This is a genomic window from Streptomyces sp. Y20 (assembly GCF_043195475.1).
In the GTDB taxonomy this organism is placed as follows: domain Bacteria; phylum Actinomycetota; class Actinomycetes; order Streptomycetales; family Streptomycetaceae; genus Streptomyces.
On record NZ_JBIDDP010000001.1, the window covers coordinates 626,326 to 638,433 of the forward strand.

Consider the following 12,108-nt stretch of genomic DNA (forward strand, 5'->3'; position numbering starts at 1 on the left):
CTCACTTGCGGCCCGGCGTCCAGTTCATGCCCCATCCGTAGGCCCGGTCCATGGTCCGCTGCGGGCTCACACCGCGCTCCGGCACGAGGTACCGCGCCTCGCGCCGGACGACGAGGTCGCCGCCGGTGTTGGTGATGAGGGCGAGCGCGCACACCGGGGACGGGACGGTGCACTCGTCCAGTGAGAAGTCGATGGGGGCGCCGTACTGCGGCTGGAGGGTGACGGTGGCGTGCAGGTCGGCGAAGGACCTGGCGCCTTCGTAGATGGTGACGAAGACGAGGACGCGCCGGAGGTCCCGCGTGTGGTCGAGGTTGATGGAGAGGTTCTCGCCGCTCGCCGTGGCTCCGGTGCGGTCGTCGCCGTCCAGGTGGATGTACGGCGGCCGGTGGAGCGAGCCGAAGGCGTTGCCGAGGGCCTGGACGACTCCCTTGCGGCCGTCGGCGAGTTCGTACAGGGCGCCGAGGTCGAGGTCGAGGTTCGGGCCGCCGCCCCATCGCCCGACACGGCCCGGGAACTGCTTGCGCACCTGCCAGTTGAGGTTCACCCGCATGGTTCCGGAGCTGCCGCCCTGCTTGGCCAGCGAGACGGAGGGGGCCGCCTTGGTGAGGGTGACCTTGGACAGGCGGACCGGCTGGGCGGCGGGCGCGGGGGGAACGGCGGGCGCGGGCGGCGGCACGGTCGCCGGGGCCGGTGCCGGTGCCGTCCCCGCCGGCGGGGCGGCCGGCGGGGACGCGGGGGCCTGCGCCGGGGCCGGCGTCGGAGCCGCGTGCTGCGGCTCGTCCACGGTGATGCCGAAGTCCGTTGCCAGGCCCTCGAGTCCGCTGCTGTACCCCTGGCCCACGGCACGGAACTTCCAGCCATCCTGGCGGCGGTAGAACTCGCCGAGCACGAAGGCCGTCTCCACGGTCGCGCCGGGGCTGTCGAAGCGGGCGACGACCTGCCCGGAGGCCGCGTCGGTGACCTCGATGTAGAGGCCGGGGACCTGCCCGAACGTCCCGCCGTCCGCGGAGGCGGCGAGGACGATGCGCTCGACGGCGGGCTCCACGCGCGCGAGGTCGGCGACAAGAGCGTCGGTGACGCGTCCGCCGGCCGTCCGCTTGCCCTCGTGGCGGACCGCCCCGGAGGGGTGCGCGGGCTGGTTGTAGAAGACGAGGTCCTCGTCGGAGCGGACCTTCCCGGCGGCGAGCAGCAGTGCCGAGGCATCCGCGTCCGGCGTCCCCGGCTCGGTGCGCCAGCCCAGTTCGACGCGCAGGGCCGCGGTCGGCACGGCTACGTTGGCGCCTTTCGGCATTGACATGTGGGCCCCCATCGGGTCTTCGCTCACGGTTTCCGCCCCGGCGGTCGGGGTCGTCCCTGCCCGCACAACTTATTCCCGCGTCCGGCGAACGCCCACGAACGGCACAGGAAGATCGCCGGTCAACCGCCGGTAACCCGCTGAGAACGCGGCCTTTACACGATCCAAACGTGGATCGGTGTCCCTTTTTGCCGAGTTCGCTCGGGTTGGGGGTCCCAAGCGGCTGCCGACACGGAAAACAACCCTCTTACCGGTCTCCCCAACCAGCACATCGTGGGCTTAACTTATGTGCCATGACCTCCCCCCGCTCCACTTATGGCGGCGGCTACTACTCCGCCTCCTTCCCGGACACCCCGATCTACGACTCGCTCGTCGCCGAGCGGGGCACCCCGCAGATCGCCCCGATCCGGGTCCCCGCCGCCTACGACACGGGCAACAGCCTGCCCGCCCTGCCGTCGGCGCTGCCCGCCCTCCCGGCGGCCCCGTCCCAGCAGGTCCCCTCCTACGGCTACCCGCAGACCCAGCAGCCCGCACCGGTCCAGTACGCGCCCACGGCGTACATCCCGCAGCAGGCGAGCGCCCCGCGCGGCTATCCCGGCCCGCAGGCTCCGCAGCAGCAGCGGCCGATGGCGGCGGGCAACGGCTACGAGGCCATGCGTCCGGCCGCGCCGCGCCCCGCACCGGCTCCCTACCAGGACCCGTACAACAATCAGCAGCAGCAGTACCGCGGTTACTGACCGGCGCGCCCGGCTGTCGGTGCGGTTTGGCACGATGACGGCATGGGAAACGTCGAAGTGCAGTCGCTCCACGTCCATCCGGTCAAGGCGTTCCGGGCGCTGGCGCGCGGTGAGGCCGTCGTGGAGCCGTGGGGTCTGGCCGGGGACCGGCGCTGGTCACTGATCGACGACGGGGGAAAGGTCGTCACACAGCGTGAGCATCCGCGCCTCGCGCTGGCCGCCGCCGAGCCGCTGGCCGGCGGCGGCGTTCGTCTGTCCGCGCCCGGCCGGGAACCGCTGACGGTCGAGGTGCCGCACCCGGCCGCGACCGTGCCCGTGAACGTCTTCGGTACGAAGGTCGAGGTCGTCCCGGCCGCCGCCGACGCGCACGCCTGGTGCAGCGCTTATCTCCAGGCCGACGTCCGCCTGGTCCACCTGGACGACCCGGCCACCCGTCGTCCGATCGTCCCCGCCTACGCACTGCCCGGCGAGATGGTGAACCTCGCCGACGGCTTCCCCCTGCTGGTCACCACGACGGCCTCGCTGGACGCCCTGAACTCGCTCATAGCGCAGGGCGGACACGCCGACGAGGGGCCGCTGCCCATGAGCCGCTTCCGGCCCAACATCGTCGTCACCGGCACCGAGGCATGGGCCGAGGACGACTGGACGCGCGTCTCGATCGGTGAGGTCGGCTTCCGCGTCCCGAAGGCCTGCGCGCGCTGTGTGGTGACGACCAACGACCAGGACTCCGCCGTCCGCGGCCGGGAGCCGCTGCACACCCTGGCCCGGCACCGCCGGATCGACGGCCAGCTGCTGTTCGGGGTGCACCTGGTGCCCCTCTCGCCCGGCACGATCAGGATCGGCGACCCGGTGCGCGTGCTGTCGTAGCACGCAGGCCACCGGCACGCGGACGTCGCCCGCAAGCGGGCGGCCGTGGCCCGGTGGCCGGGAACCCGGAGCCGGTCGCCGGTCGTTGAGGGGGCGTGAGAAATTCATGAGAGGCCGCGGACGTGAGGTACGGCGGCGGACGTGAGGCGGCCTGCTCCCGGCCGGGACCGGGGGCGGGCGCGGGAACCGGGGTCATGACGGACCGGAAGGGGGTGGGGCATGCGGGCACTGAGCGGACTGTGGCGCTGGCGGCGCAATCCGCTGCGCCGGGCGACGGATCTCGCCGAGGCGTGGGTGGCCCTCGTGGCACTGCTGCTGATCGCCGTGGCGGCCCCCCTGACCGGCTGTGTGGTCGGCGCCGCCGCCCAGGACTCGCTCCAGCGGTCCGTACGGCAGCAGCAGCACGGGCGTCACCTCGTCACCGCCACGGTCGTACGGGACCTGGGCGGGGCCCCGCCGGAGGCGGACCCCGACACCACCACAGGGCGCGACGTCCACAGCCGCGTCCTGGCGTACTGGCGCGCGCCGGACGGCAGCCGGCGCCGGGGCCAGGTCCTCGTGGACCTGAAGTCACCCGGCCGAGGGGACCGCTTCAGGCTCTGGTCCGACCCGCACGGCCGAATAACGACCCGCCCGCTGGACCGCGCCACAGCGACGGCACACGCCGTGCTCGCCGGGTTCGGCGCGGCCCTGGTGACCGCGGCCCTCGTCGAGACCGGCCGGCGCCTGACCGTCTGGCGCATGGTCCGCCGGCGGTACGCCCGCTGGGACCGGGCCTGGGAGCGGGCGGGTCCGGACTGGGGCAAGGCGGGCACGGGCAGCTGACGGCCTTCCGGCTCTGGTCAACCCCGCCCGCACGCACACGCTACGGTGGACCGGCCGAAGCACTTTCGGCGACGACCCGCGGGTGCGTGAAGTCCCGGGGCGCGCAGGTTCCCGGCAGCGCGAACACACTCCGGCCCGAGGGCGGGGTCACGGTCCGGGCGCCCACGGCAGCGCCCCGGCGGGCGGCGAGCATCAGTACGACGAGGTGGGGGCACGGCAACGCCATGGCACAGGGCACGGTCCAGGTGACGCACACCGGTACTTCGCGGTGGCGGCGCCGCACGGGTGAGTACGCGTCGCTCGCCGCCGCCCTCGACGCCGCCGCCGACGGCGACGTCCTCACCATCGCTCCCGGCACGTACCGGGAGAACCTCGTCGTCGAGCGGGCGGTGACTCTCCGTGGGCCCGAGGGGTCCTCCGGCTCGGTGCGGATCGCGCCCGCGGACGGGGTGCCGCTCACGGTGCGGGCCTCGGCCGTGGTACAGGACCTGCACGTGGAGGGCCAGGACGCGGCCGCGCCCGCGGTGCTGGTCGAGGAGGGCACGCCCGAGCTGGCGGACGTGCGCATCGTCACCCGGTCCGCCGCCGGCATCGAGGTGCGCGGCGGTGCCCGCCCGACCGTGCGCCGCTGCACCGTCGACAACCCGGCCGGCATCGGCATCACCGTCCTCGACGGCGGCAGCGGCGTGTTCGAGGAGTGCGAGGTCGTCGCGGCCGGACAGGCGGGCGTAGCGGTCCGCGGCGGCGCGCATCCGCGGCTGGAGCGCTGCCGGGTGCACCACGCCTCCGGGACCGGGCTGACCGTTACCGGCGAGAACTCCGCGCTGGAGGCGGTGGGCTGCGAGATCTACGAGGTGCGCGGCTCCGGAGTGCAGGTCACCGAGCGGGCCACCGCGCACCTGACCGACTGCGATGTGCACCGCACCACCGCCGACGGCATCACCCTGGACACGGACGCCGTGCTCACGCTGGCCGACTGCCGCATCCACGACATCCCGGAGAACGCGGTCGACCTGCGCTCCCGCTCGGTGCTCACCCTGACCCGGACGACGGTCCGTCAGTTCGGTCGCAACGGCCTGTCGGTGTGGGATCCGGGAACCCGGGTGGACGCCAATCAGTGCGAGATCTTCGACAGCACCGGTGACTATCCGGCGGTGTGGGTGAGCGACGGCGCCACCGCGGTGCTCGACTCCTGCCGGGTGCACGACGTGCCGGACGCGCTGTTCGTGCTGGACCGCGGTTCCCGCGTGGATGTCGTGGACAGCGACCTGTCCCAGGTGCGCAACACGGCCGTCTCGGTGAGCGACGGGGCGACCGCGCAGCTGGACGACTGCCGGATCCGGGACGCGGCCACCGGTGCCTGGTTCCGCGACCACGGCAGCGGTGGCACGCTCGGCAACTGCACCCTGGACGGCACCCAGACGGGTGTGATCGTCACCAAGGGCGCGGACCCGACCATCGAGCGCTGCACGGTCGACTCCCCCTCGGAGGCCGGTTTCTACGTGTCCGCGGGCGGCCGGGGCAGTTTCCTCAACTGCCGGGTCAGCGGCAGCGGCGGGTACGGCTTCCACGTGCTCGACGGCTGCCGTACGACCCTGCGCAGATGCCGCACGGAGCGGTGCGCGCGCGGTGGGTACGAGTTCGCCGACGGCGGCCCGGACGCGGGACCCGGGACGGGACCGGTGGTGGAGGACTGCACCAGTGACGAGAGCGGCGGTCCCCGGCCGCCCGTGCCCCGTGAGGCTGCCGTGCAGACGGCTGGGCAGGGCGCCGGACTGCTGGGCGCGATCCCCGGGCAGCAGACGGCGGAGCGGGAACCGCCCGTCGCCGTCGCGGAACCGCAGGCGCCGCGGCGCTCGTCGAAGGACGTGCTCGGGGAACTCGACGCGCTGGTGGGTCTGGAGAGCGTCAAACGCGAGGTGCGTGCGCTGACCGACATGATCGAGGTGGGCCGGCGCCGGCAGCGGGCCGGTCTGAAGGCGGCCTCCGTCAAGCGGCACCTGGTCTTCACGGGCTCCCCCGGTACCGGCAAGACGACCGTCGCCCGGCTGTACGGCGAGATCCTCGCCTCCCTCGGTGTGCTGGAGAAAGGCCATCTGGTCGAGGTGTCCCGGGTCGACCTGGTCGGGGAGCACATCGGTTCCACGGCGATCCGCACCCAGGAGGCGTTCCAGCGGGCGCGCGGCGGTGTGCTGTTCATCGACGAGGCGTACGCGCTGTCCCCGCAGGACGCCGGGCGGGACTTCGGCAAGGAGGCCATCGACACGCTGGTGAAGCTGATGGAGGACCAGCGGGACGCGGTGGTGGTGATCGTCGCGGGTTACACCGCGGAGATGGAGCGCTTCCTCTCCGTCAACCCGGGTGTCGCCTCCCGCTTCTCCCGCACCATCACGTTCGGCGATTACGGCCCCGAGGAGCTGCTGCGGATCGTGGAGCAGCAGGCCGACGAGCACGAGTACCGGCTGGCCCCGGGTGCGTCCGAGGCCCTGCTGAAGTACTTCACCGCGCTCCCGAAGGGGCCCGCGTTCGGCAACGGCCGTACCGCCCGGCAGACGTTCGAGGCGATGGTGGAGCGGCACGCGAGCCGCGTCGCCCAGCTCGCCGACCCCACCACCGACGATCTGACCTTGCTGTTCGGGGAGGACCTGCCGGACCTGCCCTGAGCGGGCCGGCCGTATCCCTCCTCCGGGATGTGCCCGTGGCGCCGGGGCTAGCCGTGGCCTCGTCCGCCCGGTGCGGGGTCCGGGCGCTGTCCCGGCAGCTCCGGGCGCAAGCGGCTGAGCAGGCGGGCCCGTTCGCGGGTGAAGGCGGGGTCCGCCTGGTAGTCGGAGTGGCCGAGGATCGGGGCGGGGAGAGGGTGCTCGTCGGTGCGGCCGTAGGCGAGGGGGTCCCGTAGGGGCTCGTCGACCTCGGGAGTGGTGCCGTCGGAGACACGGACGGGGCCGCCGATGGGGTCGGTGGCGCGGTGGAGATTGCGCCAGCAGGCGATGTCGTGGTGCAGGGATGCGAGCGCCGGCGGGCCGAAGTGGGCCGGGAACCAGCGGCCGTACAGGCGTTCCAGCGGGGAGCCGTAGGTGAGCAGGGCGACCCGCCCGCGTACCGACGGCGGCAGTTGCCAGGCCGCCGCGGCGGCGAGGACGCTGCCCTGGGAGTGGCCGGACAGGACGAGCCGGCCGCCGGTGTGCCGCGTCCAGGTCGCCATCCGCCAGGTCAGGTCGGGCACCGCGCGTTCGGCGTAGCAGGGGGGTGCGAAGGGGTGGGCGGCGCGCGGCCAGAAGGTGCCCACGTCCCAGAGGATTCCGATGGTGCGCCGGGCGGCGGCGTCCTTGTAGGCGCGCCGGCCCCAGGTCACGAAGAGCAGGAAGCCGAACCCCACCAGCCAGGAGCCCAGCGCCTGTGAGGTCTCGGCCACGGCCTGGACCAGGTGCTGGGTGCGGCGGGCGGCGCCGTCGGGCGTCTTCCCCGTGGCCAGGGCGCCGGCCAGGGCCGCGCTGCCCAGCAGCAGGGTGGCGGCGGTGAGCACGGCGAGGACGGCGGGCGCCCGGTCGGTGAGCGTGGCCATGGCCCGGGCGTGTGCGATGGCGCGTGTGCGGGAGGGGTCCTCGGGTTCCCCGGGGTGCTCGTGGCGGACCCGGTCGCGTTCGGCGCGGGCGAGCCGGGCGGTGTCCAGGGCGAGCCGGACGGCGACGAGCAGCAGGACGGCGAGGAGCGGCGGAATGGCGGACGCCTGCCAGGTGAGCAGGACGGGCGGCCCGGCGAGCAGGGCGCGGGTGCCGTCCAGCCAGTCGGCGACGCGCTGGGCGACCCCGCCGGAGATCACGCCGCCCAGCGCGCAGGCGAGCAGGGCGACGGCGGGGCCGCCGAGGCCCCGCATCCCGGCGCGCGGGTCGGGGCAGCGGCGGTACAGGTCCCGGGCCACGGCTGCGAGGGCGACGACGAGCAGGCCCTGGGCCGCCGTGAGGGCGCCGAAGGCCGGGTCTCCGGGCAGCCGTCCGGTGGACTGCCAGCCGGGCCGGGACCAGCCGGCGTAGAGCAGGGTGAGCAGCAGCAGACCGAGCGCGCCGAGCGGCAGGCGGCGCACGAGGTGCCGGTCGAGGCGCTGGTCGAGGCGGTTCTCGCTGCGGCCCCGGCGGCAGACCACGCTCACGGCCACGCCCGCGCAGGCGAGCAGGGCGGTGATGAGCAGCCGGCCGAGGACGTCGAGGGCGGCGGGACCGCCGGGGCGGTGGTCGAAGCGGGCCGCCGGGGTGGCCACGGCGGCGGCGACCGTCAGCAGGGCGGCCGCGGTGTGGGCCGCCCGCAGCCGGGCCACCAGTCGGCGCCCGAACCAGAAGCCGGGCCGGGCCAGCGCGCTGCCGCCGGTGTCCGTCCGGGCGTCGGGGGACAGCGGGCGGTGGGACTCGTAGGCGCTCCAGGTGCGGTGCGAGAGGTACCAGAGCAGGCCGGTCAGCGCGGTCGGCAGCGTCGAGGCGAGGGCGAGCCGGCGGCCGGGCGCGCTCCACCAGCCACCGGCGCCGGCCGGTGCCCCGTCGGCCGCGGGGGCCAGGAAGCCCAGCCAGGAGTGGCGGCGCACGCAGTCGGGGACGCCCGCGCACTGCCAGGCCACCAGGTCCAGGGCGACCTCGCAGGCGGCGCCGACCAGGAGCGCCGTCAGGGTGAGGGCGGCCAGGCGCACGAGGAGGCCATAGAGCCGGACGGTGCGCTGCCGGCCGGGTGCGGTGGGGCGCATCCAGTGGGCGAGGTTGACGACCATGAACGGCAGCAGCAACAGCCACAGGGCGCGGCTGCCGTCGCCGGAGGTCAGGTTGCACCAGACGTACGCTTCCCGGACCGGCCCGTTCCGGGACTCGCGCCCGGCGGCCGGAGCGCCCTGACCGGCGGTTTCCCCGTCCTGGCCGGTGGCTTGCGCGTCCTCGGCGCGTCGGAAGACGGCGGCCGTGTCGTCGCCGGTGACCCGGACCGTGCGCGGATCGCCGAGCATCTTCTCGGGCGTGGCGCCGCCGACCCCGTGCACCATCAGTTCCAGGTCCTGGCCCGGCTCGGCCGCCCGGGCCGGGTCCGCGTGCCGCCCCGCGGGGCGTTCCTGCGCACGTTCCACTGTTCTCGCACTTCCCCCGTGACACCCTGATGTCTGTGCCGTGCGCCTTCCAGGGTCTCCGGTGCGGCGGCCCCGTGTCCCACTCCTCACGGAATCTCCCCGATCCGGGGGACGGCGGGCGGGCCGTGCGGCCCCCCGGGGGGCGGACGCGGGGCCGGCGGGTGGTGGCGCGGGCGGTGCCGACCCGTGAAAGGATGGGGCGCCCGCGTACTGCCGGACCGAGGGAATTTCCAGGTCGGGGCCGCTGTGCCGGGCGTGTCGGACGGGTGGCGGTGAAAGGAGCGGAGCGTACGTGAGTGAGAATCAGAACCTCCTCGCGGAGCAGCGCCGCGCCCTGATCCTGGACGAGGTCCGCCGCCGGGGCGGTGTGCGGGTCAACGAACTGACCCGCAAGCTGGGTGTGTCGGACATGACCGTGCGCCGCGACCTGGACACGCTCGCCCGGCAGGGGATGCTGGAGAAGGTGCACGGCGGTGCGGTGCCGGTCCTCGAGGCGAGCACCCACGAGCCGGGGTTCGAGGCGAAGTCGGGGCTGGAGCTGACCGCCAAGGAGGACATCGCGCGCGCCGCCGCCCGGCTGGTCGCGCCGGGTGCGGCGATCGCCCTGTCGGGCGGTACGACGACGTACGCGCTCGCCCAGCATCTGCTGGAGGTGCCCGACCTGACCGTGGTGACGAACTCGCTGCGGGTCGCGGACGTCTTCCACACGGCTCAGCGGACCTCGGGACAGCGGCAGGCGGCGGCGACGGTGGTGCTGACCGGCGGGGTGCGCACGCCGTCGGACTCGCTGGTGGGGCCGGTGGCCGACCAGGCGATCGCCACGCTCCACTTCGACCTGCTGTTCCTCGGCGTGCACGGCATATCGGCACAGGCCGGCCTGTCCACGCCGAACCTCGCGGAGGCCGAGACCAACCGGCGGCTGGTGCACTCCGCGCGCCGCGTCGTGGTGGTCGCCGACCACACCAAGTGGGGCACGGTGGGCCTGAGTTCGTTCGCCACGCTGGAGCAGGTGGACACGCTGGTGACCGATGCGGGGCTGGCCGCGCAGGCGCGTGCGGAGATCGCCGAGCACCTGCGTGTGGTGGTGGCGGGCGAGCCCGGTCAGGACGACGCGGACTTCTGAGGAGCCGCCGGGGGCCCGGGGCCCGCCGTCCGGGGCGTGGTGGTCTGCCTGGGCAGGTGCCCGGGGGGCCGGCGATCAGACGGTGCCGCGGGAGTGGTGCAGTTCGGCGACGACCGCTGCCATCAGTTCCGCGTCCAGCGCGGAGGTGTCGGCCAGGCGCGAGCCGGCGGACAGCGAGTTGAGCAGGGCCTTGGTGACGCGCAGTGCCGCCGGGGGGCGGCGGACGACGGGCCCGGCCCACGCGTCGACGGCCGCGTCCAGTTCCCGGGCGGGCACGACTTTCTGCAGGACGGACAGGGACAGGGCTTCCGCCGCGGTGAAGGCCCGTCCGGTCAGGACGAGTTCGCGGACGCGGGCGGCGCCGACCTCGTTGATGAGGCGGGGCAGGAGACCGCCCCACGCGGTGGGCAGCCCCAGGGCGAGTTCGGGCAGCCGGAAGGTCGCGTCCTCGGACCCGACCCGCAGGTCACAGGCGAGCGCGAGGGCTAGGCCCGCTCCGATGGCCTTGCCCTGGACGCGGGCGATGGTGACGGCCGGGTTCCCGGTCAGGGCGTCGCAGACGCGCCGTGCCTTGGTCCCCGACAGGCGGATGCCGCTGCCCGTGGGGTCGTGGGCGAGGTGCCGGCCGAACTCGCCGCGGTCCCCGCCCAGACAGAAGTCGTCGCCGCTGCCGGCGAGCACGAGCACCCGGACCGCCGGGTCCTGGTCCTGGAGGACGGCCAGGAGGTCGTCCAGCAGGGCGTCGGTGACGGTGTTGCCCTCCGCGGGCGTGTTCAGCTCGACGGTGAGGACGGCGCCCTCCCGGCGGGTCCGCAGGGTCTGCCGTACGGGCTCGGCCGGAGGAGCCATGAAGGGGAGGGCGGTCATGTCGTCACTCTCAGGGAGGTCACGCGCCGGAAGACCATCCGGTTCGCGTAGGTCGGACCCGCGGCCGGCCGCAGGGTGGGGAATCGTTCCAGCAGCTGGGTGAGCAGCACGCGGGCCTCCAGGCGGGCCAGGCCCGAGCCGAGGCAGTAGTGGGCTCCGCCGCCGAAGGTGAGGTGGCCGCCCTTGCGGAGGATGTCGAACACGTGGGGGTTCTCGTTGCGGCGCGGGTCGTGGTTGGCGGCGCCGTAGAGGACGTGGACGGTGGTGTCCCCGGCGACGGGGACTCCGGCGAGGACGGTGTCGGCGGCGGCGACGCGCGAGTTGAGGTGGATGGGCGGGTCGTAGCGCAACGTCTCCTCGATCGCGTGGTCGACGTGTTCGGGGTGCCGGCGCAGCAGGTCGGCCCGTGCGGGGTCCCGGGTGAGGAACCACACCGCGTTGCTCAGCAGGGTCGCGGTGGTCTCCAGGGAGGCGATGGTGATGAACATCGTCAGGTCGTACAGCGTCTGGTCGGCGGTCGCGCGGTCGGCGGGATACTGGGCGTCCCAGTAGCGTATCCAGCCGGTCAGGAGGTCGTCACCGGGGTGGGCGCGCCGGTGGGCGAGGAGGGCGGTGAAGTAGGCCCGCATCTCCCGGGTGGCCTGCGCCGACACGGCCAGTTCGCTCTTGGTGGGGAGGAGTTCCTGCGCGTGGACCTGCCGATGGGTGAAGTCGAGTATGCGCGGGTGGTCCCCGGCCGGGATGCCGAGCCACTGTCCGACGGTGTGGATCGGGAGCCGGTCGCTCACCGCGGTGACGAAGTCGGCCTCGCCGTGGGCGCGCAGTTGTGCGTCGAGGTGGTCCAGGAGCCGGGTGACGTGGGCGGTGATCCGGGGCCGCAGGGTTTCCAGGGTGCCGCGGTCGAAGAGGTTGCCCAGGGCGCGCCGCTGGGCGGTGTGCTCGGGGGCGTTGAGCCGGGACAGTGTCCGCGTCATCTCCCGCGTCGACGGGTCCTGCCAGCGTGCCGTGTCCGCGTGGCGCTCCTGCCAGGCGAAGTCCGGTGCGAGCCAGTCCCTGCCCCGCAGGACCTGGCTGCAGGCGTCGAAGCCGGTGACGAAGTACCCGCCCCAGGGAGCGGGCACCACATCACCCAGTGCGCGCAATTCCTCCCAGACGGGCAGGGGATCGGCCTGCCCGTCGGCCGAACGCAGGCGCCGGAGGAGGGGGATGACGGCTCGGCGGTCCGTGGTGGTACCGCGTATGACGCCGACGGCGGTCACGCGAAGCTCCTTTGGTGGCTGGGCGCTACCGTTACCGC

Annotated in this window: 9 protein-coding genes; 5 read left to right on the plus strand and 4 right to left on the minus strand. The window is 74.2% G+C overall.

Going from position 1 to position 12,108, the window contains the following annotated elements:
* Window position 1: 1 nt before the first annotated feature.
* Window positions 2–1,291, minus strand: a complete 1,290-nt coding sequence (locus tag ACGFT1_RS02580) for a TerD family protein (protein ID WP_373907652.1) — start codon at window positions 1,289–1,291, stop codon at window positions 2–4.
* Between the two features lie 296 nt (window positions 1,292–1,587).
* On the opposite strand from ACGFT1_RS02580, the gene ACGFT1_RS02585 reads away from it, so the two are divergent.
* From ACGFT1_RS02585 to ACGFT1_RS02600, 4 genes are all read left to right on the plus strand, one after another.
* Window positions 1,588–2,031 carry a DUF6643 family protein gene (locus ACGFT1_RS02585; RefSeq protein WP_373907171.1) on the plus strand — a complete coding sequence of 148 codons (444 nt, stop codon included), beginning with the start codon at window positions 1,588–1,590 and terminating at the stop codon, window positions 2,029–2,031.
* 42 nt (window positions 2,032–2,073) lie between these two features.
* Window positions 2,074–2,898 (plus strand): MOSC domain-containing protein, encoded by an 825-nt coding sequence (locus ACGFT1_RS02590; protein ID WP_373907172.1) that lies wholly within the window; start codon window positions 2,074–2,076, stop codon window positions 2,896–2,898.
* A gap of 219 nt (window positions 2,899–3,117) precedes the next feature.
* Window positions 3,118–3,723 carry a hypothetical protein gene (locus ACGFT1_RS02595; RefSeq protein WP_373907173.1) on the plus strand — a complete coding sequence of 202 codons (606 nt, stop codon included), beginning with the start codon at window positions 3,118–3,120 and terminating at the stop codon, window positions 3,721–3,723.
* Between the two features lie 224 nt (window positions 3,724–3,947).
* Window positions 3,948–6,386, plus strand: coding sequence for a right-handed parallel beta-helix repeat-containing protein (locus tag ACGFT1_RS02600; RefSeq protein WP_373907174.1), 2,439 nt, complete (start codon window positions 3,948–3,950; stop codon window positions 6,384–6,386).
* A gap of 47 nt (window positions 6,387–6,433) precedes the next feature.
* Here the strand turns inward: ACGFT1_RS02600 and ACGFT1_RS02605 are convergent, their stop codons facing one another.
* A complete protein-coding gene (locus ACGFT1_RS02605; RefSeq protein ID WP_373907175.1) occupies window positions 6,434–8,821 on the minus strand; it encodes a hypothetical protein in 2,388 nt (795 codons plus the stop codon).
* Between the two features lie 292 nt (window positions 8,822–9,113).
* On the opposite strand from ACGFT1_RS02605, the gene ACGFT1_RS02610 reads away from it, so the two are divergent.
* Window positions 9,114–9,944, plus strand: coding sequence for a DeoR/GlpR family DNA-binding transcription regulator (locus ACGFT1_RS02610; RefSeq protein ID WP_373907176.1), 831 nt, complete (start codon window positions 9,114–9,116; stop codon window positions 9,942–9,944).
* Window positions 9,945–10,019: 75 nt separating this feature from the next.
* On the opposite strand, the gene ACGFT1_RS02615 is transcribed toward ACGFT1_RS02610, so the two are convergent.
* Both ACGFT1_RS02615 and ACGFT1_RS02620 read right to left on the minus strand, forming a co-directional pair.
* Window positions 10,020–10,811: an enoyl-CoA hydratase/isomerase family protein gene (locus tag ACGFT1_RS02615; RefSeq protein ID WP_373907177.1), complete on the minus strand. Its 792-nt coding sequence runs from the start codon at window positions 10,809–10,811 to the stop codon at window positions 10,020–10,022.
* On the minus strand, window positions 10,808–12,070 hold the full coding sequence (locus ACGFT1_RS02620) for a cytochrome P450 (RefSeq protein WP_373907178.1): 1,263 nt from the start codon (window positions 12,068–12,070) through the stop codon (window positions 10,808–10,810). The genes ACGFT1_RS02615 and ACGFT1_RS02620 overlap by 4 nt, the downstream gene beginning before the upstream one ends.
* Between the last annotated feature and the right edge of the window lie 38 nt (window positions 12,071–12,108).

Coding starts and splice junctions, on each gene's coding strand:
- ACGFT1_RS02580 (WP_373907652.1), bottom strand. CDS start 1,291: ATGCCGAAAGGCGCCAACGTAGCCGTGCCGACCGCGGCCCTGCGCGTC.
- ACGFT1_RS02585 (WP_373907171.1), top strand. CDS start 1,588: ATGACCTCCCCCCGCTCCACTTATGGCGGCGGCTACTACTCCGCCTCC.
- ACGFT1_RS02590 (WP_373907172.1), top strand. CDS start 2,074: ATGGGAAACGTCGAAGTGCAGTCGCTCCACGTCCATCCGGTCAAGGCG.
- ACGFT1_RS02595 (WP_373907173.1), top strand. CDS start 3,118: ATGCGGGCACTGAGCGGACTGTGGCGCTGGCGGCGCAATCCGCTGCGC.
- ACGFT1_RS02600 (WP_373907174.1), top strand. CDS start 3,948: ATGGCACAGGGCACGGTCCAGGTGACGCACACCGGTACTTCGCGGTGG.
- ACGFT1_RS02615 (WP_373907177.1), bottom strand. CDS start 10,811: ATGACCGCCCTCCCCTTCATGGCTCCTCCGGCCGAGCCCGTACGGCAG.